The sequence below is a fragment of the Caproicibacter fermentans genome, from assembly GCF_014303955.1.
Lineage (GTDB): Bacteria > Bacillota > Clostridia > Oscillospirales > Acutalibacteraceae > Caproicibacter > Caproicibacter fermentans.
In genome coordinates this window covers 3,818,358-3,842,664 of the sequence record NZ_CP060286.1, presented here as the reverse complement: position 1 = coordinate 3,842,664, position 24,307 = coordinate 3,818,358, and the positions used below count along the sequence as shown (strand labels likewise).

The window sequence follows — 24,307 nt, the reverse complement described above, 5'->3', positions numbered from 1 at the left end:
CCTTTTAAAAGATGCGGGCGTCCGTAAATTTCTTGGAAATCTCGTTCACGGCAATCAGTAAAAACATGCCTACGACAGACTTGAACAACCCGACCGCTGTGGAAAAGCTGTACTGATGGCTCAAGAGACCCATTCGGTAAACATAGGTGTCGATAATATCGCCCGTATCATAGACCATCGGGCTGTATAAATTGTACACCTGATCGAACCCCGCGTTCAGCACGTTGGAAATGTTCATAACCGCCATCAACAAGATAATGCTCAGCATTCCGGGCAAAGTAACATGCCAGACACGCTGCCACCAGTTTGCCCCGTCGATAGCGGCGGCTTCATATAAGCCCGGATCGATTGAGGTGATTGCGGCAAGATATACAATGGACGCATAGCCAAATTCCTTCCAGACGTCGGTCATGATCAAAGTCGGCTGGAACAGCGTGTTACTGCCCAAAAAGTTCGCCTGGGCAAAGCCCTGCTTCTGCAAAATCTGATTGACCGGGCCGTCAAGGCTGAACAGGTTGACGACGACCGCCGCCAAAATAACCCACGAAAGGAAATGCGGCAGATAAACAATGGTCTGGACCGTCCGCTTCAGCCAACGCTGACGGATTTCATTGAGCAAAACGGCAAACACGATGGCCAAAAGGGTGGTAAGGAGCATCTTGCCGATGGCGATCGTCAGCGTATTGCGAATGATTTCCCAGATATCCGGAAGGGAAAACATATACCGGAAATGCTTGAGGCCGACGAACGGAGACCTGAAAATCCCCTTGCCCGCGGAAAAATTCTGGAATGCCATCACGACGCCGACCATAGGAATGTAACTGAAAACCGCCAGAAATATCATGCCCGGCAGCATCATAACGTGAAACATTGTTTCCTGAGAGCGCAGCCGATTGGAGGCAGTGATTCGCGCCCCGGCTTTATGGGTTACTTCCATGGAAATCCTCCTTGATAAAGCGGGGCTGTGTTCGGCGACACAGCCCCATTTCTTTTCTAGTTGCCGGCATTTTGGGACTCGATTTCGCTTGTAATCTGGTCGCCGCCCTGCGACTTCCAATTCTTTACAAACGTATCAAAATAGCTCGGCGGAACCGCGCCGGTTATAATTTTTATGGTTGCTTCGTTCTCCTGTTTATCCAGATTTGTCCACATGGATTCCATCGAATCGGTCGTACCCGTAAATCCGGGCATTCTCCAGTCAAACAAATTCTTTTCGGTAAGCTTATAATAGAGACCTAAGCCGAACAAGCGGGAAGTGTAGTGTGACCAGTCTTCCACCGACGCGGACTTAGGGTCTTTGTTGTATTCGTTGATCTCGCCGACAATCATCTTGTCCTCCGACATATCGATGTCCTTAAGCTTGGAGGGATCCTTTACGGCTGCTGAAATCTGCTGATAGCTGTTCAGATTCAGTTCGGAGTCCAGAATTTCCATATTCACCGGTTTGGTGGCGTTATCCATCTTCATCGCCTCGTTGATATTGGGCATGACGGTCGAGGCGTCTTTTCCGTTTAATGCGTCGTAAAACAGATTCAGGACTCTGATGACGGCTTCCGGGTGCTGGTAGCCTTTGCGTACGACCAGGTATTTTTCGCTCGGCGCCACGTGCATGTAATTTACTTTTCCGTTTTTGTCCGCAATGGCATAGCACCGGAACTCCGCGTTCGGATCTTTTTCCTTGACCAGGTTGAAGCACCAATCCGGCATGTGCCACTGGCCGAACGCAATTCCGGTCTGGCCGTTTACCAAAAGGCTCTGGCAGTCGTTCCAGGTGCGCGTGCCGGTCTGCGGATCCAGGATTCCCTCCTTGAACCAGCCCGCCATGGCGGCAAGGAATTCTTTCGTCTCATTCTGAACGGAACCGTATTCCACTTTTCCGTTCGCGTCTTTCACCCAGTGCTTTGGAAAAGCGCCGTACGCATTCGCGATGCCGGTCAGCGTAAAGGAACCGCCGTCGTTGCTGCCGTCGGTCGGAGTCGGCTGCACGGGGATGCCGACGGGCTTCCCGGTTTTGCCGGGGTCCTTTGCAAGAAACTGTTTGGCTACATTTTTCAGTTCATCCGGAGTAATGCACCCGTCGCCGTCCGGGTCAACCTTGATGCCAAGCTGATCAAGCCAGTCCTGGCGAATCCACGCGACGTTGGAGCCCGCGTCTCCGCCCACATCCGGCATCGCCATGATCTTTCCGTCAAACGTGCATTTTCCGAAAGCGCCCCCCTGATAAACATCCTTGTAGGAATTGTAGTATTCTTTAATCTTGTCGCTGGCGTATTGGTTATAGACGTCGGTAAGATCCATAATCTGATCGTTGTCTACCATTTCCTTAAGGTCGCTGTGATTGTCGACCAGCATCATATCCGGCAGACTGTTTCCGGCCATGGCAAGCGAGACCTGACGGTCGTAGTCCGCGCCGTTCGCTTCAAACGCGTCTTTTATCGTTATGTTCAGCTTTTGCTTCAGAAAACGTGTGTACGCATTGTTTTCGTAGGTATCCCCCTTGGGAAAGCGCGGGTTTGTCGCCGTCTGGCGCCCTGTGTTGATCACAACCGTCTGGGAGTACTTCGCCAGCGGATCCGTCGATTTGGAAACAGCCGCCGGCGCGGCACTCTGGTTCTGCGTATCGGTCTTTGCGCACGCGGAAGCGCCGACCAGCAAAGCCGCCGACAATACAAGCGCAACGGCGCGTTTTGCATGCTGGATTCTTTTCATGAACCAAAACCTCCTCTAAAAATTTCGTAAGTTCCCCACGTCTTTCCTGCGGCGGTGGGGCGGTTACAACGCTTTTAGTATATTCTCGCAGAGCTCGTACTGTAAATGATAAAGAATCCGGTTTTTTGTACTATTCTCCTGATTTTTCTGATTTTGAACAGTTTTTTTGTCTATATGCTATACATTCCGTAACACTTGTGATAAATTTTAAGCGAAAGGAGTCTTTTTCATGTACCGGATTTTGATTACGGACGACGAAAAGGATGAACGAAAAACAATAGCTTTTTTACTCGAAAAATTTCATTTCCAGTTGTCGATAGATGAAGCGGAAAACGGACGCGAGGCTCTTGAAATGCTCCGGAAAAAGAAGGCGGACATTCTCTTTACGGATGTTCGCATGCCCTTTCTGCCGGGGACGGACCTCGCGTCCCGCGCGCGGGAAATGTATCCCGATCTTCAAATCATTTTTTTCAGCGGCTACAACGACTTTCCCTATGTCAAAAAGGCGCTTTCGCTGGGCGCCGTCGACTACATTCTCAAGCCCATTCATCCGGAAGAGCTGAAAAAAATAATGATCAAAACAATTCAAAGGCTGGACGCTCAGGCCCGTACCGTCAGGCAGGAGCGCCTTGCCTCCGTTTACCTGCAAAACTATATCCTTTCCGGCCTTCTGTACGGAACCAGGGCCGAGCTGCTTTACAGGAAATACGGAAAAGAAGACCTCGATTTTCTGGAGAAGTACGATAGGCTGTTTCTGCTGCAGTTTGACGACCCGGTTTTCAGCTGGTTCCCGCAGAATCAATTTGAAAAGACAGCCGGCGAGGTGTTCGGGGGACAGCCTTTTCACTTTTTGAATCTGAACCCAAACCAAAGCGTGATTTTCCTTCAAAAAGAAGAAACTCTCCACCGGCCTGTCGCTTACATAGCCCAGTGTCTGCAGAAGCGGTTCTCCTCCGTCTTTGCGAAAAGCTGTTACCTTTCCATCAGCAGTCCGTTTTCCGGTACCGATTCCATTGCGGCCGCGTACTCACAGGCGGAACAAGCGCTGGATGAACGTTTCTTTTTTATGAACCGCTATATCTACCCCATCTCGGACGAAAGCCCAAACGATCTGGAAAATCTTGAGGATGACGACGCCCTTCTCCAAGCCGCTGCGGACGCCATAGAATTTAAGGACGGATACAGTCTGCAAAAGAGCGTAAATCTGCTTATGGCGAAATATCAGTACAAAAAAAAGCAGTCCCATATCAGCGTGTGCTATATTTTCTCCAGGCTGGCGCAAATCCTATGGAAGGCTTTGTCTGCCGGGAAAGATGAGCTGCAGGAGATGGTTGAAAAAATATATCTATGCCCATATTATGACGGGATCAGGGTCCTCATTTCGGATACGCTTGCCAGGGTTCTGCAAAGCCTTGACGTCGGACAGGATTCCGCCGAGCATGCGATCTGCATTGTCAAGCAGTATATCCAAAATCATTACGGAGAGGAGTTGAACCTGACCCGGTTGGCCGGACAGGTATACCTCTCGCCCCGTTATCTGAGCGACCTGTTCATCCGAAAGACCGGCTGCGGAATCAACAAGTACATCAAAACCGTGCGCATGGAACAGGCAAAAGAGCGCGTGTTAAATACGAACCAGAAAATTCAGGATATTTCCAAAGACGTGGGGTATCCCAATTTCTCCTATTTCTGCAGAAGCTTCCGCGAAACCTTCGGTCAGACTCCGGAATCCTTCCGGACATCGCATTAGGAGCAGCGCCAATGCGGAAAACAATTTTAAGATGGTACCGAAACATCAATTTCCGTCAAAAAGTGTCTTTGGTGTGCATCGGCGCAGGTCTGTTCCCCGTTCTTGCTCTCGGCATATTCTGTTACGGGCAAATCCAGACTCTTTTGATAAACCGGGAAAAGCAGGCCGAGTCGGAGACGGTGGAACAAGCCGCCTTGGTTTTGCAGAGCAGGCTTGACACATACCGGAATATGATTTCCAATATCGCATGGAATGACAACATCGGTCAAGCCGTAAGCCGGACCTATTCGAATAATTTTGAGATGTATCTTACTTACCGCGACATTGTGGATCCGCTGTTTGCAACCGTCCCGCTGCTGAACGGGGATGTCCTTTCCGAAACGCTCTATACTTCATCAAATTTAAACCCGCACGGAGATACCGTTCAGACAATCAATGAAGCAAAAAAAATGCCGTGGTACTCAACTGCGGTGCATGCGACAAAACCAACTTTCTATATTTCCAGGGAGAATCAGGCGGCATATCTTTCCTGTCCGATTTTTTCGGCCTATCAAAAACGCAAAAACTATCTTTCGATCAAGCTGGATTACAACAAGGTTTACTCACAGCTGGACACGCTGTTCACCCATAATTTCGGAGTGTTTCTGCTGGACGGCAACACGGTTCTCTACGCGTACCAGGATTTCGGCAGAAAAGAACTGATGATCCCGGACGGCCAAATCGCCGCCCGCTTAAAAGGAGACTCTCTGCGGCAAAATTATATCGGAATCCGGCAGGAGCTGCCCTCGGAAGGGTGGAGCTTATACTTAATCCGCCCGTTGAATACGGTCAGAAACAATACATGGCCGATTTTACTGACCGTTCTGCTGGTTGTCATAGGCTGCACCGTCATGCTTCATCTGCTCACCCATTTTCTTTCTTTTGTGATTGTCCGCCCTTTGGAATCCCTGACGCGAAATATGCAGTCCATCGAACGGAACGGTCTTTTTATTGATCTGCCCCCAAGCGAATTCGGGCAGGATGAAATCGGCGTGCTGTCGAGGCAGTTCCATACGATGGTAGAGAAACTCCAGCAACTGGTTAACGAGGTTTACAAAGCGAGAACCGAAAAGCAGGAATATGAAATAAAGGCCCTCCAGGCGCAGATTAATCCCCATTTCTTTTATAACAGCCTCTCCCTCATCAACAGCAAGGCCATTTTGTCAGGTCAGGATGAAATCAGTGAAATGGCGCAGCTGCTTTCCACATTCTACCGTACGACGCTAAACCGGGGCAATCCGGAAATATCCGTAGAGGACGAGTGGGAAAACACGGTTTCCTATATTAAAATTCAGGAAATGATGCACAGCCATTCCTTCCAATTCGAGGAAAAATTCGACCCTTCCGTCAGCGGTTATAAAATGCCTAACCTGATTTTGCAGCCATTGGTTGAAAATTCCATTGTTCATGGGATAGACCATCGTGTTGTCCCCGGCCGGGGACTGCTCAAAATCTCCGCGGAGCTGGAAGACGGGAAAATACGGTTCGTCGTGGAAGACAACGGCTGCGGGATTTCGCCGGCCAAACTTCAGAATATTCTGACTACCGAAAGCAGCGGTTACGGCCTGCAAAACATCCAGCGCCGGATACAGCTCTACTTCGGGAAAGAATTCGGCCTGTCTTTTACAAGCACCGTGAACGAAGGAACCACCGTCATCCTGCGGATTCCGACACGGACAGCCTTGCCTAACGTAGATTTCTTTCGTCAGGAATTCGGGAATTATCAGAGGATAACTGATCCGTAAAAATGAACCAAGTCCGGACGCGCAGCCGCCAGCAGCAAAAGGCCGGTTTCCGCAGAAGCGGAAACCGGCCTTTTGCGCTCTGGGCAGCCTTTTTCAGTTATCCGGCCTGCGCCAGCTCAAACTGGGAGTTGTAAAGGTTCGCGTAGAAGCCTCCCCGCTCAAGCAATTCCTCATGACGGCCCTGCTCCACAATGTCTCCGTCGTTCATCACAAGGATCAGATCCGCGTCGCGGATGGTGGAAAGACGATGGGCAATGACGAAGCTTGTACGGCCTTTCATCAGGCGGTCCATGGCCTTTTGAATCAGCACCTCGGTGCGCGTATCGACCGAGCTGGTCGCTTCGTCGAGGATCAATATTTTCGGGTCGGCGAGGATTGCCCGGGCGATGGTCAGCAGCTGCTTCTGCCCTTGCGAAATGTTGGAGGCTTCTTCGTCAAGGACCATATTGTATCCGTCCGGCAGCGCTCGGATGAAGTTGTCACAGTGCGCGGCCTTCGCCGCTTCCATCACTTCCTCATCGGTGGCGTCGAGCCGCCCGTAACGAATATTATCCATAATGGTGCCGTTGTAAAGCCAAGTGTCCTGCAGCACCATTCCGAATTTTGAGCGCAGCTCTTCCCGGGTGAAATCCCGGCTGTCGCGCCCGTCGATTCGGATAGAGCCGCCGTTCAGCTCATAAAACCGCATCAACAATTTCACAATGGTGGTTTTTCCGGCGCCCGTCGGGCCGACAATGGCGACCTTCTGGCCCGGCTTCACCGACGCCGAAAAATCTTTGATGATGATTTTATCGGGGGAATAGCCGAAACGCACATTCTTAAATTCCACCTGATCCGCCAGCGGCTGCGCAATGTCTGTCTGCCCGGCGTCCGGACTTTCCTCTTTTTCATCCAGAAATTCGAAGACCCTTTCGGCCGCAGCGGCGGTTTGCTGAATCGTGTTGGAAATACCCGCCACCTGTGCCAGCGGCTGGGTGAATGATTTGACATACTGGACAAACGCCTGAATATCTCCGACCGTAATAGCCTTTTTGATGGCCAGCCAGCCGCCGAGGATGCACATTGCGACGAAACCGAGGTTGCCGATAAAGCTCATAGCGGGCATCATCAGGCCGGACAAAAACTGGGACTTCCACGCCGAGTCATAGAGCACCCTGTTCAGTTTGTCGAATTCTTCAACGCTTTTCTCCTCCCCGTTGAAGGCTTTCATCACCAGATGCCCGCCGTACATCTCCTCAATGTGTCCGTTGACATGGCCAAGGTAATTCTGCTGCTGAGCAAAGTATTTCTGCGAAAATTTTGCCACAGCCGTCACCAGGATCAATGACAGCGGAATGATCAGAAGCGTAACAAGCGTCATCAGCCAGCTGATGGTCAGCATCATCACCAGCACGCCGACAAGCGTCGTGACGGAGGAGATAATCTGTGAGATATTCTGATTCAGGGTCTGGTTGACCGTATCCACATCGTTTGTGACCCGTGAGAGCACCTCGCCCTGGCTGACGCCGTCAAAATAGCTGAGCGGCAGACGGTTGATCTTCTCCGAGATATCCTTGCGGAACCGGTAGGAAATTTTAACGGAGACCCCCGCCATAATCCAGCTTTGAATGTATCCGAAGAGCGCGCTCAGTACGTAAAGCAGCGCCAGCGTGAGCAGAATCCGCGCGATGGCGGAAAAGTCGATTCCCACGCCGCTGCCCGCTATTTTCCCCATCGCGCCCTCAAACAGCCTGGTGGTCGCCTGACCCAGGACCTTCGGCCCGACAATGGAAAAGACGGCGCTTGCGGCGGAAAAAGCGAAGCAGATAAGGATCGGGAGCTTATAGGACCCAAGATATTTGATGAGCCGACCAATCGTCCCCTTAAAATCCGACGCCTTCTCCCCGGGCATCATCATGCCGTGTCCGCCGAAACCGCCCGGCCCGCGGGGAGGCGACGGATTTGATTCTTTGCGACTCTTTTGTTCACTCATGCGAGTTCCTCCTTTGAGAGCTGGGAAAGCGCAATCTCCCGGTAGGTTTCACAGGTCTCCATCAGCTCGTCGTGCCGGCCTATCCCGGCAATCCGCCCTTCCTCCAGCACAAGGATCTGGTCTGCGCCCATAATCGAAGAAATTCGCTGGGCAATCAGGATCACGGTGCTGTCTCCGGTTTCGGAATTCAGCGCCTTGCGCACCAGGGAGTCCGTCTTGAAGTCGAGCGCGGAAAAGCTGTCGTCGAAGATCAGAATTTCCGGCTTTTTCACAAGCGCGCGGGCAATCGAGAGCCGCTGCCTCTGGCCGCCCGAAACATTTTTGCCGCCCTGCGCGATCTCCGTTTCGAAGCCTTTTGGCTTCGATGCAAGGAACTCCATGGACTGCGAGATTTCGGCGGCTTTTTGAAGAGTGTCCTCCGATGCATGTTCATCCGCGTATTTCAGATTGCTTTCGACCGTTCCCTGAAAGAGGGACGACTTCTGCGGAACATACCCGATCCGTTCGCGCAGCGCATGCTGCGAAACTTTGCGCACGTCGATTCCGTCCACCAGGACTTTTCCTTCCGTCACATCGTAAAAACGCGGAATCAGGTTGACCAGGGTGGTTTTGCCCGAACCCGCGGACCCGATGATCGCGGTCGTTTGTCCGGGCAGGGCAGTGAAACTAATGTTGCTCAAAGCATCCCGTTCCGCTCCGTGATACCGGAAATGAACATTTTTGAATTCGACCGTTCCTTTTTGAGACTCAGAAAACGCTTCCGGCCGCTCCGGGTCTTTGACGGAAAGGTCGGTGTCGATCACCTCGGCAATGCGCCGCGCCGAAACGGAAGCTCTCGGGAGCATGATAAATAGCACCGAGATCATGATGAAGGCCGAAAAAATCTGCATGGCGTACTGCATGAACGCCATCATATCACCGACCTGCATACCGGATTGGGCGATCTGGTGCCCGCCCACCCAGACGATCAGCAGGGACATTCCGTTCATGATCAGGGTAAGGGCGGGCATTAAAGTTGCCATCGCCCGGTTGACAAACAGATTGGTTTTTGTAATGTCGGAATTGACGCCGTCGAAGCGCTTTTCCTCAAACTTCTGCGTATTGAACGCGCGGATGACCAGCATGCCCGAAAGACTTTCCCTTGTCACAAGGTTCAGTTTGTCGGTGAGCTTCTGCACGAGTTCAAACTTCGGCAGGCAGAAAGAAAACAGCGTGAGGATTATGCCGACGAGAATAATCACCGCGACTGCGATCATCCAGGACATGGAGGTGCTCTTTTGCAGCGCCATGACAGCGCCCCCCACGCCGATCAGCGGCGCATAGATCATCATCCGGATGACCATGAAAACCACCGTCTGGATCTGCGTGACGTCGTTGGTGGTGCGGGTAATCAGGGATGAGGTGGAGAACCGGTCGAATTCCCGGCTGGAAAAGCTCTCGACCTTGGTAAAGACCTGCCTGCGGAGATCCATCGAGAAGCCGGCCGAAACCCTCGCGCCGATCACCTCCACCAGCACGGTGCAGGCTGCGGAAAGCAGGGCGAACAGCAGCATCCACAAGCCGGTTCGGGTGATGGTTCCGCTTTGGATTTTGTCCGTGTCCATGCCGATCGCCTGATATTCCGTCTTTACCGATAAAACGGCAGACTGGGTGATCGCGGAATCTGTCATGACACCTATTTTCTGATTGATCTGCGCCCGCATCGGTTCAAGCTGCGAAGCGGGCAGCTTTTGGAGCAGGCCGTACAGATCCGTCCCTTTTGGGATTGTCGTTCCGCCCAGGCTCATCGGCCCGCTTTCAGCCTGCGCCGCGAGCTTGTCGACGAGCGATACCGCCACGAAAGCCTTGCCCAGAACGGAATTGAGCCTGTTATTTTCGGCGTTATCAATGGAATTCAGCTGATAGACGGCCTCTTTGGCAAGAGCGGGGTATTGACTAACGGCCCTGCCGTATGCATCGGTAGAAAGTGCTGAGCGGTCAAGCAACGTGTAATCGGCGAGCACTTCTTTTTTCTCGTTTGCGTTCATAAACAGAGTGAGCTTGTTCATTTCACTCTGACGGATTGCCTGCGGGACTGCGTTGACGATTCCGCCCTGCTGGATTCCCTGATTGACGATATCGGACATGTAATTCGGCAGGGAAAGATCACAGACCACCTGAATGCCGAGCAGCATGACTGCAATGAGAATCAGGGCGGCATAGGGCTTCAAATATTTAACGAGTTTCAGCACGGAGGAATCCTCCTCTTTTTAGATGTTCCGACGAAGGCGGCGAGTGTTGGGAAAATTTGATTTTTCATAAATACCCCTTATTTGCGCCTCTTGAAGCGGCCGTCCCGACCTCCGTGGAAGTCGTCAAAGCCGCCGTGCGGATCAAAACCCCGCATCATGAAGCCGGCTTGCCGCATGGCGGCAAATCGTTCAAACCTTTCATCCCCCATGCGTTCCCGTGCTTCGCGCATCCACCACTCGCGCTCGTCTTCATCCATTTCTTCTCCCAGATTGGCTTCGATCGAATGGATGACCCGATCCAGATAAGCTCCGAATGCCTCCTGCTCCTCTTCCGAAAGGCAATTGAAAATTGCGTCGGGATTCCATTCCTGCTGCTGTTCGTTTTTTCCCTTTTCAGTCAGTTTGACAAGCATCACACGCTTATCGGTTTCGGATGGCTCGCGCTTAATGTAGCCGGCCTTTTCCATCTTGGACAACAATTCATTGAGAGAAGAAATGCGGATACCCAGCAGATACGACAAATCCTTGGTAGAGATGCCGTCCTGCATTTTCAAAATCGCGATCAGCCTGCCCTGCCCACGCGTGGGGTCGGCCATGGGGCCTCTTTCCGCATATGCGCGCAGATGGTGCTTGTGCAGCAATCTCATCAGTCTTCCCAGTTTTTCATATAATTCTGAATTCGTCTCGTTCATCGAGAATTCCTCCTTGCGTTTTCTGCAGGCGCCTGTTCTACAGGTACCGTACGAAGATATTATACCGGTACCTGTAGAACATGTCAAGACTTTTTTACAGGTACCGGTAATATTTTGCACGCACTTCGCGAACAATAAAACAAAAACAGGACCGGGAAACTGGCGCGAACGCACAGTTTCCCGGTCCTGTCATATCGTTTGCATCGAGACAATATCTCGTTTAAGAGGTTTGTTCTTCATAAAGGTGAGAAAATCGTATCGCGGACCGGCAAACCACAGCCGGAAATGATAACCGGAATAAATTCAGGCGGGTGTCAGGGAAACGCCAAAACCGATTACGGCGCAGGCAAGCACAAGCAGAATCAACGCCCATTTCAAAACCGCACGCAGCACTTTGCTGTCCTGTCCGACAAGCCCGACCGCGGCAACCGCTGTTGCGATACACTGGGGCGACATAATTTTGCCGATCCCGGCGCCCAGTGAGTTTGCCGCCGCCAGCCAATAGCGCGATACATTGATTTGCTGAGCGGCGGCCGTCTGCAAGGTGCCAAGCAGGACCTCCGTATTGGTTCCGCTTCCGGTGACAAACGCGCCGACCGCGGCGATGATCGGCGCCACGAACGGATAGTTTCGGCCGGTCAGAGTGACAAAAAGATGAGCCATATCGGAAATCATGCCGGAGTATGTCATAATCTTCGCAACGGCAAGTACGGACATGATGGTGACAATCGTTTTGGACATTTGCTTTACGGTGCCGGTCAACGCCTGCCACATCATCTTGCCGCCGGCCTTCTGCACAAGGCTGCCGATGATGGCGGCGAGAAAGATGATGATGCCGGGGGTATTGATCCAGCTGAAGGAGATCGAACCGGCGTTGGGAGCCGTATTAATCCTTATGGTAGACTTGAAAACAGAAAGGAAACTGTTAACCGGCGGAACCAGCTTTGAAGTCAAAAGGAGAAAGACAAAGATCAGAATAAACGGCAGGCTGGCCACCGCGAGCGACATCGGGCGTCCCTCCTGCTGAGACGATTCTTCTGAAATACCCGCACTCATGTCGTACTCGGCGGGAACCGGCTTGTTTTTCCGCGCTCTGGCCATCAAAAAAGTACAGAACAGCGAAACGACACAGCCGACAATGACGGTCAGTTCCGGCCCGAGAAACCTTGAAACAATCAGTTCCGGAAGGACAAAGGAAAGGCCGGACATCAGCGTGATGCCAACAACTCCTTTGAGCGCTTTAACGCCGCCCCCGCCCGCAATCACCATCAGGAACGGCACCAGAATCATAAACGGCACCATTTGGAACACCGTCGTGAAGGCCAGCGGCAGCATATTCAGGCCGGTCACAGCCTGAAGGGTCACGGTGGGAATACCGACCGAACCGAATGCGGTTGGAAAAGCGTTGGCAATCATGCATACCACGCAGGCTATAATCGGATCCATTCCCATACCGGCCAGCATTCCGGCAGGTATGGCAATCGCCGTGCCGAAGCCGGCCATCCCTTCCAGAAATCCGCCGAAACACCACCCGACAAGCAGGATCAGGATGCGCTTATCGGAGGAAACGCCGGTGAGCATTTGCTTAATGATGTTCATTGCGCCGGTTTTGAGGGAAAGGTTATAGGTAAAGATGGCCGCGATAATGACCAGAATAATCGGCCAGAGCGCGGTGGCGAAGCCTTCCAGAGCGGACGTGGCGCAATCCGCCGCCGGCATGTGCCAAAGCGAAAGCGCCAGAACGGCGGCGACAGCCAATGCACTGATGCACGCTTTGTGACCGGGCATTTTCAGGTATGTAAGAGCAAAGATCAGCCAGACGATCGGTACCAGAGCAAGAAAGGATTGAAGCATGATAAATCAGGACCTCCCCTTTTTATTTCAGTGGCTCCAAAGCCACAATTTGCGTATTTTGGTTCTACCAATCCAATGCAAATGAGCCGAACGATCTCAGATGTGTAGCTCGAAAAAATCTTTGGGGAAGAGCGCTTATTTTATGCATATTATAGATCGGCCTAAGCATAAAGTCTAGATATATTTAGTTATATTAAATCATTTTGTAATATATGACTAAAATGTACTGCCTTATTTGTTGGAAAAATAGAACTGCACTTTGGGGGATTGTATTTATGTGGAAAAGTGGTAGGATGGTAAGCGAAACGACTGGAACGACCAATTTATTTTATTTCCCCTGCTTCTGAATTTGCTCTATTGTAAATTTGTTCGGAAAGCAAGCAAAAAAAATTGGAGGTGCCCGATGTCAAGAATCATTCCTTATGGAAAGTCCGGAATGCGGCTGAACGAAGATCTGAGCCATGCGGAAATTCTGGAATCCAGTGTAGCGGAACTGAAAGCGGCCGATACGGAGGACGGTCTTGTGCGTGCCGCAATGGATCATCCGATTGACTCGCCCTGCCTTCGGGAACTCGCGGCAGGCAAAAAAACCTGCACCGTCATCCTCAGCGACCACACGCGCCCGGTTCCGAGCAAGCACATTGTCCCCGCGATGCTGAAAGAACTGCGCGAGGGCAATCCGGAGATCGACGTGACTCTGCTGGTAGCGACCGGTTACCACCGCCCGAGCAGCAAGGAAGAGCTGGTGGCAAAGTTGGGCCCGGAAATTGTCGAAAGGGAAAAGATCGTAATCCACGACAGCCGGGATTCTTCCGCCAATGTGCGGATCGGCGTGCTGCCCTCCGGTGCGGCTTGCGTGGTCGACAAAGCGGCGGTTGAGACCGATTTGCTTGTTGCGGAGGGATTTATCGAGCCGCATTTTTTCGCGGGCTTCTCCGGCGGACGGAAGAGCGTGCTTCCCGGAGTCTGCGACCAGGTGACTGTGCTTGGAAACCATTGCTCAAAGTTTATCGCATCCCCTTATGCGCGCACCGGTGTTTTGGACGGCAACCCCGCTGCACAAGGATATGCTCGCCGCGGCAAAAATGGCCAATCTGGCCTACATCGTGAACGTAATCATTGACGAAAACAAGCGCGTTGCGGCAGCCTTTGCCGGGAACTTTATTACGGCGCACCGCCGGGGCTGCGAGCTGCTGCTGAAATACTGCCAGGTAAAGCCGGAGCGGCGAGGCGACATTGTAATTTCCAGCAACGGCGGCTATCCTTTGGACCAGAACATCTACCAAAGCGTGAAGGGGCTGACCGCGGCGGAAGCCGCGGCTGCTCCGGGTGCCGTGCTGATTATGGTCAGCGCCTGCGGCGACGGCCACGGGGGCGAAAGCTTTTATCACGCGCTGAAAGACTGCGTTTCCCCGCAAAAACTCATGGAACAGATCCTCGCGACCCCGCAGGACCGGACAAAGCCGGACCAGTGGGAATTTCAGATTTTGTGCCGTGTGCTTTGCAAACATCACGTCATCTACGTCACAAACCCGGAACAGAGGAAAACCATCGAAGAAATGAAGATGGCCTGGGCGCCGGATGTGGATACCGCGCTTCAGGAAGCCAGGCGGCTGAAAGGCGCCAACGCCCATCTGGTTGTAATTCCAAACGGTATTTCCGTCATGGTGAAGGAATAAAGCTGAGTTACTCTTATCAGCAGACATCAATCTATTTTTAGAGGGAGGATTAACCATGCCAAATTATCTTAAGGTAACTCCGGAGATTATTGCCGAACTGGAAAAGGCCGCTCCGGGCCGTGTCGTGACCGGCGCGGACGTCAACCCCGATTACTCCAAGGACGAAATGCCGATTTACGGGGTCCGGATGCCGGATGTTTCCATCGACGCGCAAAGTACCGAGGAAGTCTCCGCGATCATGAAAATCTGCTATGAGCACGATATCCCCGTCACAACCCGCGGCGCGGGCACCGGCCTGGTGGGCGGGTGCACCCCGATTTGCGGCGGCGTTGTGATCTGCACCATGCGCATGAACAGGATTTTATCTTACGATCTGGAAAACTTCGCGGTCACCGTTCAGCCCGGCGTTTTACTGCAGCAGCTTGCCGAGGACGCGCTGAAGCACGGCTGTATGTATCCGCCGGACCCGGGCGAAAAGATGGCGACGCTGGGCGGCAACGTGGCCACAAATGCCGGCGGGATGCGCGCGGTGAAGTACGGCTGCACCCGAGACTATGTCCGCGCCATGACCGTTGTGCTGCCGAACGGCGAAATCACCCGCTTCGGCGGCACGGTTTCCAAGACGAGCTCCGGTTACAGCCTGGTTAACCTGATGATCGGTTCCGAGGGCACGCTGGGAATCATCACGGAGCTGACGCTGAAGCTGATCCCCGCTCCGCAGGCTACGGTGAGCCTGATGGCTCCCTTTGAGGATCTGGCCGCCTGCATCTCCGTTGTGCCGAAGTTTTTTATGAAGCACTATCAGCCCCAGGCGCTGGAATTCTTTGAGAAGGAAATTCTGGTATCCTCCGAGCAGTATCTTGGCAAGCAGGTTTTTCCGCGCAAAATAGAAGGCACGGACATCGGCGCCTATCTGCTGATCACTTTCGACGGAAATTCCATGGAGGAGCTGGATCCGATTGTGGAGAGCGCCTCCGAGATGCTGTTGGAAGAAGGCGCGCTGGATGTTCTGGTGGCCGACACTCCGCCGAAGCTGAAAGACATCTGGGCGGCCCGCTCGTCTTTCCTTGAAGGCATTGAGGAGCAGACAAAATTGCTCGACGAGTGCGACGTCGTGGTTCCGGTAAATAAAATTGCTCCTTATGTTGAGTTTGTCGATGAGGCGAAAAAGAATTACGATTTTGAGGTAAAGTACTTCGGGCATGCCGGCGACGGCAATTTACATATCTACGAATGTTCCACCGATATGGATCGGGAGGAGTTTAAAAAGCAGGTCAGAGAGTTCCTTGATTCCATATATCGGAAAACCATGGAATTCGGCGGCCAGATTTCCGGCGAACACGGGATCGGCCTCGGCAAGGTGCATTATCTGGAGGAGGCGGCGGGTTCGGTCAACATGGGCCTGATGCTTGGAATTAAAAAGGTCTTTGATCCAAAGCTGATTCTGAACCCCGGCAAGGTCTGCATGAAACTGTGAGACAAGGGACTTTGATAGTCTAATGGTATGAAGTCAAGAGGGTAAGTGCAAATGGAACGGATAAAAAAGCCACCATAAACGTACTGGCTGGATAAAAAAGGCAAACCTTTTCAAGCCCTGCCCTTGCAATTTAAAAAACAGGGTAACAATACCATCAGAGTTTAATACTCTTCCGGTGGAATGTACAGGCGGTTGTCTTTCAGCAGCCGAAAGACCAACCGAACCAGTTTTCTGGCAGTTAAAGCGAGTGCGCGTTTATGCTGGAACTTGTTGACCTCTTTGAACTTGAGGTCATAGTAGCGCCGGAACTCCGAGTCGCATCTTCTCATAGAGTTGGCAGCTTCCAGCAGATAGTACCGAAGGAATCGGTTTCCGGACTTGATTAGATGGGTATTCTCAGCCTCATAGTCTCCGGACTGGTGCTGAGACCAAACGAGGCCAGCAAACTTAGCCAGAGAGGCCTGAGACTGAAAGCGGTGAATGTCACCGATCTCAGCAATAATACCCGCTGAATACACCTTACCAATACCGGGGACAGAGGTCAGCGTATTGGGGATGATCTCGAACTGCTGCTCGATAGCCTTGTCCAGCGTCTTGATCTGGCTTTCCAATGCCCGCATGGCAGCGATCGAGACCGACATGGCCTGGTTGACAGAATCGTTCACGGTTTTGGGAAGCCGGTAGGAGCCTTTGGCGGCGGTTTGCACCGCCTTCGCGGTAGCTTCTGGATTGGCAAACCTCCCTCGTCCAGATTTCACGATGAAGTCGGTCAACTCTTTTATGTCGGCGTAAGCCAGTGCATCCACTGTCTCAAATCGTTCCATCAGGGCAATGGTGGTGGCGCTGGTATTTTGGGAAAGGACTTTTTCCTGAGCCAACCCAGAGCACTTGAGAAACAGGTAATTCGCAAAACGCTGCTTTTCCCGCGTTAGGTTCTGGACAGAGAAAAAGCGTGCTCTGGTTAGTGTTTGAAGGGCCTTGTAGCGATAATCGTCCATGTAAACCTCTGAGGCAATTCTGCCGAATCTGAGATGGTCGGCAATCACGAAGGCATCCACGAAATCGTTCTTGGGCAGATCGGAATAGGCTTCCTTGAACTTTCTGACCTGCTTGGGATTGAGAACATGGATCTTCCGTTGAAACCGTCCCAATCTGCCATCTTCCCGGAGCGCATAAACGAGGCAGTCCCCATAGATGGAGGTGGCCTCAAGGCCAATCATCACGTCGCTGAGCTGCATCGCGGTAAGTGCGGACACAATTCTCTCAGACATCAGTTTAGCACCACCACGGTTGTTCTGCACGGAAAAGCTGCTGTGTTTGGCTCCATCCGGCTTCATGAGGTAAGCGACGTTATTTTTGCTGCTCACATCAATGCCAACGTAAAGTGGATTCAAAAATATCACCTCCCCCACAGTGGGATTTTCAAGTCGGCAGGTTTTAAGATACCCATGATAACCGGAGCATCAGCAACCTCGCGTATTAGAATCATTCCGGAAAAGGCCAATGCGATATCCCTCACTGCTAAAAGGGCGGCCTTGCTTCCGGCAAACAGCTAATGAGTTTGCAGCTAACTTCCGGCTCAGGGGAACAGACTATCTGTGAAGCAGCCTTACGGCCCAACAGGAGGAATTAGAGCTTGTCCCTGCCGACTTGACAGCATTATATCACGGGCATCTCAAAGCCTGCCGGTATTCTATTTTTGGGGCGTTTTCGCCCTACAAAACTTATTATACGAGGAGGAATAAAATGAATATTCTGGTATGTGTCAAGCAGGTGCCGGACACAAATGAAATTAAGATCGATCCGGACACCAACACACTGATCCGGGACGGTGTCCCGAGTATTGTCAATCCGTTCGACGGCTACGCGCTGGAAGCAGCCGCCCGCATCAAAGACAACGCGCCCGACACAAAAATCGTGGTTCTTTCCATGGGCCCGCAGCAGGCGGAGACCGCGCTGTGCGAATGCCTGGCCATTGCGGCCGACAAGGCGTACCTGGTGACGGACCGCGCGTTCGGCGGTTCCGACACGCTGGCGACAAGCTATATTCTCAGCAAGGCAATTGAAAAAGTGGAAGAACTCGAAAATGAAAAATTCGACGCGGTCTTCTGCGGCAAGCAGGCAATCGACGGAGACACCGCTCAGGTCGGCCCGGAACTGGCGGAGCATCTGGGGTATCCCCAGGTAACCTGCGCCCTGGAAGTGAAGTCGGAAGCCGACGGCCTTCATGTGTACCGCGAGGCGGAGGACGGCAAGGAAGTCATCGGCGTGAAGACGCCTTGTCTTATTACATTCACAAAGCCTTCTTTTGATCCGCGTTTCCCCACCATCAAGCGCAAGATCGCGGCGCGCAAGGCGAAAATCGCGCAGCTTACCGCGGCGGAGCTCACGAGCATCGACCCGGCGCACGCCGGGCTGAAGGGCTCGCCCACAAAGGTGAAGCGCACGTATGTGCCGCCGCGCAAAGAAGCCGGCGTTGTGGTCAAAGAGGAAACCGTCGAAGCGTCCGCTCACAAGCTGTTTGATCTTCTGAGCAAGGCGCACGTGATTTGAAAGAGAGGCATCGGAAATGGGAACCAAAACCAAGGACCTGTGGGTATTGCTGGAGACGAACGAGGACGGCACCGCCAAAAACGTCGGGATTGAACTGCTGAACCCCGGCCGCCGTTTGGCCGACAAACAGGGCGGCAAGCTGGTATCCGTTGTGATTGGCTGCCACACGGACGCAGCCGTGAAGGAAGCGGGCGTGCACGGAGCGGATCAGATAATCGTGGTCGACGGCGAGGAATTCCGGCGGTATACGACGGACGCCTATACCGCCGCACTGGCACATTTGCTCAAAAAACACGCTCCCACAAGCATGCTGATCGGCGCGACCCCGAACGGCCGCGACCTCGGCCCGCGCCTGTCCTGCCGCCTTGGCACCGGCCTTACCGCGGACTGCACCGCGCTGGACATTGACGAGGCCAGCGGCAACATCGCCTGGACCCGCCCGGCGTTCGGCGGCAACCTGATGGCGGTGATCCTCTGCCCGGACCACCGCCCGCAGCTCGGAACGGTGCGCCCGGGAGTCTTTAAGAAACCCGACGTTTGCGAGGACAGGGCGGAGATTATCCGTGAGGATTTCCATGTGCCCGCGGACCAAATCCGTACCACTTTGCTGGAGACCATCCGTGAGGCTTCAGCCGAAATCGTCGATCTGGAGGGCGCCGACATTATCGTATCCGGCGGCCGCGGAGTCGGCGGAGCGGAGGGGTTCCGGGTGATCCGCGAGCTGGCGGATGTGCTGGGAGGCACCGTCGGCGCATCCCGCGCGGCGGTGGACGAAGGCTGGATTTCCCATTCCCATCAGGTGGGACAGACCGGCAAAACCGTCGGCCCTAAGCTGTACATCGCCTGCGGCATTTCGGGCGCGATCCAGCATTTGGCCGGCATGAGCTCGTCCGACGTGATCGTGGCGATCAACAAGGACTTTGACGCCCCGATCTTCGGTATTGCAGATTACGGCTTTGTGGGCAATCTCTTTGAAATTGTACCCTTGCTGACAGATGAAATCAAAAAGGTGAAAGCCTGAAGCGATCCGATCTTATAGAAAAGGAGTCTTCCGTCATGAATTTCAAATTTACCGATGAAGAGCAGGATATTCTGGATATGCTGCATGATTTCTGCGTCAAGGCAGTCGCGCCGATGGCCGCGGAGATTGACGATCAGGAGCGTTTTCCCGAGGAAACCTGGCATCAGCTGGCCGAAATGGGCATGATGGGCATGGCCTACCCGGAAGAGGTGGGCGGAGCCGGAATAAGCTACCTGGCCTATATTGCGGCGGTGGAGGAGATTTCAAAGCACTGCGCGGCCACCGGGACCATGTTTTCCGCGCACTCCTCCCTGTGCACCTGGCCGATCTTTGCCTTCGGCACGGAGGAGCAGAAGAAAAAGTACCTGCCGGATTTATGCTCCGGAGAAAAGCTGGGGGCTTTCGCCCTGACCGAACCCGGCGCCGGGACCGATTCGGCCATGCAGCGCACGGTCGCCGAGGACAAAGGCGATTGCTGGCTTCTCAACGGGTCCAAAATTTTCATCACCAATGCCGGGTATGCGTCCGTGTACGTCGTCTTTGCAATGACGGATAAAAGCTTGGGCACAAAGGGTATTTCCGCATTTCTTGTCGAGAAGGATACGCCCGGTTTTCGCATCGGTTCCCATGAAAAGAAAATGGGGATCCGCGGCTCCGCTACATGCGAGCTGATTTTTGAGGACTGCAAACTACCAAAAGAAAACCTGCTGGGCGAGCTCGGGAAAGGCTTTAAGATCGCGATGATGACGCTGGACGGCGGCCGCATCGGCATTGCCGCGCAGGCTGTCGGCATCGCACAGGGTTGTATTGACCAGACAATTCCTTATCTGAACCAGCGGATACAGTTTGGAAAGCGCATCAGCCAGTTCCAGAACACGCAGTTTGAGATGGCCAATATGCAGACGCATGTCGACGCGGCCCGCCTGCTGACATACCGCGCGGCTCAGGCCAAGCAGGACGGGGACCGATATTCCCATCTCGCCGCGATGGCAAAGCTGTTTGCCGCCGACACCGCCAGCGATGTGACCCGCCGCTGCCTTCAGCTGGTCGGCGGTTATGGATACACCCGCGAATATCCGTTTGAACGCATGATGCGCGACGCCAAGATCACTGAAATCTACGAAGGAACCAGCGAGGTGCAGCGGATGGTTGTTTCGGGATGGATGGGCGTTAAATAAATCGGCTCTTTTCATTTTTATTCAGGATCAGACAGGCCGCCGGCTGAATTCAGCCGGCGGCCTGTCTGATCCTAATTGGAAATAGAAGCACTCTTGAGAAAAAAATAAGGAAATGCTACAATATAGTGCTACAATTAGTTCTATAATACGCAGTTATATGGAAATAAGATCCAGCGATTTTTCGGGCGGGACCCGCAAAACCGGTTTTGAAAAAATCACGGATTTACAATGCCGCTGCAAGGAGATGCTTCTATGGATATAAAACCGGAAAAAAATGAAAAAGCCTATGAACGGGTAATTAACTATGTTAAGGACGAAATCTGGCGTGGAAATCTGAATCGGGGCGAACGTCTGCCGTCAGAGCGGGATCTTGCGGAGCTGCTTGGGGTAAGCCGAAATTCTGTCCGCGAGGCGATGCGAACGCTGAGCCTGATGGGCTTTATCTCGAGCGTGCACGGTGGGGGGAATTTTATATCCTGTGACCTGCAGCAAAATCTGAGTGAAACGCTCGGAATTATGCTGCTGATGGGTGAAACCAACTACCTGCAGGTGAGTCAGCTTCGCAGAGGCTTGGAGTCGGAGACGGCACGCCTGGCGGCAGGCCGCATTTTACCCCGGCAGACAGCAAAGCTAGCGGATCTGGTTCGAAGAATGCGCGAAGAACCGGACGCAGAAAAAGGCTCCCTGCTTGATCAAAGGTTTCATACGCTCCTCTGTGAAGCCGCCGGAAACAAGCTGATTTACGCGCTTTTTATGGCCATGCTGTCAACCATCAATGATTTCATCAGGATTATGTATGGAAGCATTGTGCAGGACAAGGAGCAGGCCGAGCAATTATACACGGCGCATGAAAGGTTGGTGGAGGCCTTGAGCCGCAACGACGCGGATGGCGCGGTTCAGGCGATTCAATATCATTTCGAGGTCGTGGACGCATCGATCAAGCGATAGGGGATATACTGAAAAACTCAAATGCAGACCAAACGCCGCGTCCCAAAGGCCAGTTCGCAGTCCCTTTGCCGACCCCGCCCGGACGGTGGTGAAAAGCTATCTGGTGAGCCGGACCCGTTGCAGGATGTGATCGGGATTGTACTTACAATCCTTATTTATCAAAAGCCTGTGGATAACGTTAAAAGAGCTATCTATGGAATTGTCGGGAAGCAAAGCAGCTTATCTACAGAATCCATTTCTTGCGAATGTTATACTGGCAGAAAACAAAAAGTGCTGCGGTAAAAGCAAATAATACCAAGATGCACAGGACAGGCGACAGAATGCTTACGCCGAGAATGGAACCGCTGAGCAGATCGGTTCCGTAGGTCAGCGGCAGCAGGTAGGACAAGGGGCGCAAAAAAATCGGCAGACTGCTGATCGGCAGGAACAACCCGCATAAGAACAGCATAGGAAACCGGAAAAAGTTTGAGAATGTCTGCGCCTCAAACACTTCTTTCGCAGAAACGGCAATCATTAGTCCCAAAAGCGTGGAGGTCACAGCGATCAGGAATACCGCCAGCAGCACGGCGCCCCAGTTGATCCCGGCAAGGTCAACAAAAAACGCCGCGAAGATGACAGGGACAAAAGCGTTAAATAGTCCGAACAGGATAGCACCGGACACCTTGGCGGCCACCATCGTACTTAGCGGAATCGGGGCCAGCAGGAGCCGGTCAAAGGAGCGCCCCTTGCGTTCGAAAGTAATGGTGACGGCCAGCATGGAGGTAGTGCCGAACAATACGCTCATGGCCATCAGCCCCGGAAGCATCTGCCGGATATCGGACAGATTCATGCCGCCGGATGAACGGATCATCTGCATCAATGTCCAGGACAGCGGAAAGATAATGCCCCAGCTGATATTCGGCGGTTTGAGATAGTAGTTTTGAACATCTTTTTTCAGAATGCTCCCAAAGGCAATCCATGTTTTCATCTTCCCGCGCCCCCTTTCTCCTTTTCCTTTTTCAGCTTTGCGGCCTCAATTCCGGTCACTTTAACAAAAACATCTTCCAGAGAAGGCCGCAACTCCGTGGCCTCAAAAACGGAGATTCCCTGACCATCAAGGTATTGCAGGACAGGAGAGAGCGCAATCCGTTTTTCAGAAAAAAGGGTTATGGCGTGATCCGATTCCGCCTTGACGGTACAGCCGCCAAAACGTGCCTGCAATTCTCCCGCAAGCGGTTTCAGGTTCGCATCTGCAGTGAAACGAATGCTATGCCCGTGAGAGACGCTGTCCATTAATTCCGACACCGTGCCGCTTGCCACAATGCCGCCGCCTGCGATAAAAGAGATCCTGTCACAGATGCGCTCGGCATCCTCAATATAATGGGTGGTTATAAAAACAGTGGTTCCTTCCTGCTTGAGTTTCAGCAGAAGCTGACGGATTTGCCGGGCACTTTCCACATCAATCCCCGTGGTCGGCTCATCCAGAAAAAGCATTTCCGGTTTATGAATAATGCCCGCCGCAATGGTCAGTTTCCGCCGCATCCCTTTGGAATACGCTTTGAATGGACGTTTCCCCGCCTGGGTCAGGCCGAATTGCTCCAAAAGCTCTTTCGCCCGCGTTTCCCGGAGGGCTTTTCTCATACCATAAAGAGAACCGCAGAAGCAAAGGTTGTCAAAGCCGTCCATTTCGTCATAGAGATTGCTTTCATCCGGAACAATGCCCATGATGGACTGTGCCTTTTTGACGTTCTTCACCGCATCGATCCCGTCAATGAGAATGGAACCGCCGGAAGGTCTCGCAAGGCCGATCATCATATTGATGGTGGTAGTTTTCCCCGCGCCGTTGGGGCCGAGAAAACCGAAAATCTCGCCCCGCCGAATGGAAAAGGAGATGCCGTTTACCGCGGTGAAGTCTCCGTAGTGTTTACTCAGATTTGTGACAGTGACAATGTCCGGGGTGTTCATGACCATTTCCTCCTTTTGCAAAATCTGCGCCATGACAGGATTCACGGACTTCTTCATTGCCATGCTTTTGTGTATGACAATACTCCTGTTCGGAGGAGTGGCATCCGCTTTCCTCCGGGGTGCAAAGTTCCCGTTCCATGGATGCCAGTGTCTCAATATCGGCGGCAAGTGCATGAAGGACCTCGCGGTTTACGTCGTAGTGCATGAAATAGCCCTTCTTTTCTCCGGTCAGGAGCCCGGCATCCCGAAGAACCTTCAGATGCTGCGATACCGCTCCCTCGGAAAGATTCAATTTTCTCGCCAATGCTCTAACGCAATAGTTATGATGCAACAGCAGCGACATAATTTTCATCCGTGTTTCATCGGAAATAGCTTTGAGTACAAGCATCCTGTCCATTCCATAACCTTCTCTTTTTGATTTAATTTAGCCATTGCTAAATTAAATTATACTTATTTTTTTAATTTCGTCAACACTAAATTAAAACCGGCGGCTTTAATCGCACAAAGCTATCGGT

Annotated in this window: 17 protein-coding genes and 1 pseudogene; 8 read left to right on the top strand and 10 right to left on the bottom strand. The window is 52.7% G+C overall.

All coding sequences use genetic code 11. The annotated features are described in order from the left end of the window. Positions 1–4: 4 nt before the first annotated feature. Together HCR03_RS19030 and HCR03_RS19025 are read right to left on the bottom strand one after the other, a co-directional pair. Positions 5–871, bottom strand: a complete 867-nt coding sequence (locus HCR03_RS19030) for an ABC transporter permease (protein ID WP_407926885.1) — start codon at positions 869–871, stop codon at positions 5–7. A gap of 122 nt (positions 872–993) precedes the next feature. After that, the gene (locus tag HCR03_RS19025) at positions 994–2,709 is read right to left on the bottom strand and encodes an extracellular solute-binding protein (RefSeq protein WP_187035910.1); all 1,716 of its coding nucleotides are present in this window, start codon (positions 2,707–2,709) and stop codon (positions 994–996) included. Between the two features lie 229 nt (positions 2,710–2,938). On the opposite strand from HCR03_RS19025, the gene HCR03_RS19020 reads away from it, so the two are divergent. Together HCR03_RS19020 and HCR03_RS19015 are read left to right on the top strand one after the other, a co-directional pair. Further along, on the top strand, positions 2,939–4,459 hold the full coding sequence (locus HCR03_RS19020) for a response regulator transcription factor (RefSeq protein WP_187035909.1): 1,521 nt from the start codon (positions 2,939–2,941) through the stop codon (positions 4,457–4,459). Positions 4,460–4,470: 11 nt separating this feature from the next. Beyond that, a complete protein-coding gene (locus HCR03_RS19015) occupies positions 4,471–6,243 on the top strand; it encodes a sensor histidine kinase (protein ID WP_187035907.1) in 1,773 nt (590 codons plus the stop codon). A 97-nt stretch (positions 6,244–6,340) separates the two neighbouring features. Here HCR03_RS19015 and HCR03_RS19010 read toward each other — a convergent pair whose 3' ends face one another. The 4 genes from HCR03_RS19010 to HCR03_RS18995 form a co-directional block, all read right to left on the bottom strand. Continuing rightward, positions 6,341–8,215 (bottom strand): ABC transporter ATP-binding protein, encoded by a 1,875-nt coding sequence (locus tag HCR03_RS19010; protein ID WP_066643644.1) that lies wholly within the window; start codon positions 8,213–8,215, stop codon positions 6,341–6,343. Next, positions 8,212–10,446, bottom strand: coding sequence for an ABC transporter ATP-binding protein (locus HCR03_RS19005; RefSeq protein ID WP_187035905.1), 2,235 nt, complete (start codon positions 10,444–10,446; stop codon positions 8,212–8,214). Before HCR03_RS19005 ends, HCR03_RS19010 begins: the two co-directional genes overlap by 4 nt. A gap of 77 nt (positions 10,447–10,523) precedes the next feature. Beyond that, the gene (locus HCR03_RS19000; protein WP_187035903.1) at positions 10,524–11,138 is read right to left on the bottom strand and encodes a MarR family winged helix-turn-helix transcriptional regulator; all 615 of its coding nucleotides are present in this window, start codon (positions 11,136–11,138) and stop codon (positions 10,524–10,526) included. Positions 11,139–11,441: 303 nt separating this feature from the next. Further along, a complete protein-coding gene (locus HCR03_RS18995) occupies positions 11,442–12,992 on the bottom strand; it encodes an L-lactate permease (protein ID WP_187035901.1) in 1,551 nt (516 codons plus the stop codon). A gap of 403 nt (positions 12,993–13,395) precedes the next feature. On the opposite strand from HCR03_RS18995, the pseudogene larA reads away from it, so the two are divergent. Together larA and HCR03_RS18985 are read left to right on the top strand one after the other, a co-directional pair. Next, positions 13,396–14,671, top strand: a pseudogene (larA, locus tag HCR03_RS20770) (nickel-dependent lactate racemase). A 55-nt stretch (positions 14,672–14,726) separates the two neighbouring features. Continuing rightward, entirely contained in the window at positions 14,727–16,148 is a 1,422-nt protein-coding gene (locus HCR03_RS18985; RefSeq protein ID WP_066643664.1) for an FAD-binding oxidoreductase, read from the top strand. 161 nt (positions 16,149–16,309) lie between these two features. On the opposite strand, the gene HCR03_RS18980 is transcribed toward HCR03_RS18985, so the two are convergent. Then, complete coding sequence (locus tag HCR03_RS18980; RefSeq protein ID WP_187034258.1) at positions 16,310–17,542, bottom strand: IS110 family RNA-guided transposase; 1,233 nt, start codon at positions 17,540–17,542, stop codon at positions 16,310–16,312. Positions 17,543–17,894: 352 nt separating this feature from the next. On the opposite strand from HCR03_RS18980, the gene HCR03_RS18975 reads away from it, so the two are divergent. From HCR03_RS18975 to HCR03_RS18960, 4 genes are all read left to right on the top strand, one after another. Next, positions 17,895–18,701 (top strand): electron transfer flavoprotein subunit beta/FixA family protein, encoded by an 807-nt coding sequence (locus tag HCR03_RS18975; RefSeq protein ID WP_066643666.1) that lies wholly within the window; start codon positions 17,895–17,897, stop codon positions 18,699–18,701. A 16-nt stretch (positions 18,702–18,717) separates the two neighbouring features. Further along, positions 18,718–19,722, top strand: a complete 1,005-nt coding sequence (locus tag HCR03_RS18970) for an electron transfer flavoprotein subunit alpha/FixB family protein (RefSeq protein WP_187035899.1) — start codon at positions 18,718–18,720, stop codon at positions 19,720–19,722. A 35-nt stretch (positions 19,723–19,757) separates the two neighbouring features. After that, the gene (locus HCR03_RS18965; protein ID WP_066643675.1) at positions 19,758–20,900 is read left to right on the top strand and encodes an acyl-CoA dehydrogenase; all 1,143 of its coding nucleotides are present in this window, start codon (positions 19,758–19,760) and stop codon (positions 20,898–20,900) included. Between the two features lie 252 nt (positions 20,901–21,152). Further along, positions 21,153–21,848 carry a FadR/GntR family transcriptional regulator gene (locus HCR03_RS18960; RefSeq protein WP_066643677.1) on the top strand — a complete coding sequence of 232 codons (696 nt, stop codon included), beginning with the start codon at positions 21,153–21,155 and terminating at the stop codon, positions 21,846–21,848. A gap of 223 nt (positions 21,849–22,071) precedes the next feature. Here the strand turns inward: HCR03_RS18960 and HCR03_RS18955 are convergent, their stop codons facing one another. From HCR03_RS18955 to HCR03_RS18945, 3 genes are read right to left on the bottom strand one after another with little or no spacing between them, the layout of a single operon-like run. Then, positions 22,072–22,815, bottom strand: coding sequence for an ABC transporter permease (locus tag HCR03_RS18955; protein WP_066643693.1), 744 nt, complete (start codon positions 22,813–22,815; stop codon positions 22,072–22,074). Further along, positions 22,812–23,792, bottom strand: a complete 981-nt coding sequence (locus HCR03_RS18950) for an ABC transporter ATP-binding protein (RefSeq protein WP_066643695.1) — start codon at positions 23,790–23,792, stop codon at positions 22,812–22,814. The genes HCR03_RS18955 and HCR03_RS18950 overlap by 4 nt, the downstream gene beginning before the upstream one ends. Beyond that, positions 23,752–24,189 (bottom strand): ArsR/SmtB family transcription factor, encoded by a 438-nt coding sequence (locus HCR03_RS18945; RefSeq protein WP_066643697.1) that lies wholly within the window; start codon positions 24,187–24,189, stop codon positions 23,752–23,754. The genes HCR03_RS18950 and HCR03_RS18945 overlap by 41 nt, the downstream gene beginning before the upstream one ends. Positions 24,190–24,307: the final 118 nt, after the last annotated feature.

Bases quoted from the DNA above. Each gene is read 5' to 3' on its own strand.
- HCR03_RS19030 (WP_407926885.1), bottom strand. From the start codon at position 871: ATGTTTCACGTTATGATGCTGCCGGGCATGATATTTCTGGCGGTTTTC.
- HCR03_RS19025 (WP_187035910.1), bottom strand. From the start codon at position 2,709: ATGAAAAGAATCCAGCATGCAAAACGCGCCGTTGCGCTTGTATTGTCG.
- HCR03_RS19020 (WP_187035909.1), top strand. From the start codon at position 2,939: ATGTACCGGATTTTGATTACGGACGACGAAAAGGATGAACGAAAAACA.
- HCR03_RS19015 (WP_187035907.1), top strand. From the start codon at position 4,471: ATGCGGAAAACAATTTTAAGATGGTACCGAAACATCAATTTCCGTCAA.
- HCR03_RS19010 (WP_066643644.1), bottom strand. From the start codon at position 8,215: ATGAGTGAACAAAAGAGTCGCAAAGAATCAAATCCGTCGCCTCCCCGC.
- HCR03_RS19000 (WP_187035903.1), bottom strand. From the start codon at position 11,138: ATGAACGAGACGAATTCAGAATTATATGAAAAACTGGGAAGACTGATG.
- HCR03_RS18995 (WP_187035901.1), bottom strand. From the start codon at position 12,992: ATGCTTCAATCCTTTCTTGCTCTGGTACCGATCGTCTGGCTGATCTTT.
- HCR03_RS18985 (WP_066643664.1), top strand. From the start codon at position 14,727: ATGCCAAATTATCTTAAGGTAACTCCGGAGATTATTGCCGAACTGGAA.
- HCR03_RS18975 (WP_066643666.1), top strand. From the start codon at position 17,895: ATGAATATTCTGGTATGTGTCAAGCAGGTGCCGGACACAAATGAAATT.
- HCR03_RS18970 (WP_187035899.1), top strand. From the start codon at position 18,718: ATGGGAACCAAAACCAAGGACCTGTGGGTATTGCTGGAGACGAACGAG.
- HCR03_RS18965 (WP_066643675.1), top strand. From the start codon at position 19,758: ATGAATTTCAAATTTACCGATGAAGAGCAGGATATTCTGGATATGCTG.
- HCR03_RS18960 (WP_066643677.1), top strand. From the start codon at position 21,153: ATGGATATAAAACCGGAAAAAAATGAAAAAGCCTATGAACGGGTAATT.
- HCR03_RS18955 (WP_066643693.1), bottom strand. From the start codon at position 22,815: ATGAAAACATGGATTGCCTTTGGGAGCATTCTGAAAAAAGATGTTCAA.
- HCR03_RS18950 (WP_066643695.1), bottom strand. From the start codon at position 23,792: ATGAACACCCCGGACATTGTCACTGTCACAAATCTGAGTAAACACTAC.
- HCR03_RS18945 (WP_066643697.1), bottom strand. From the start codon at position 24,189: ATGGACAGGATGCTTGTACTCAAAGCTATTTCCGATGAAACACGGATG.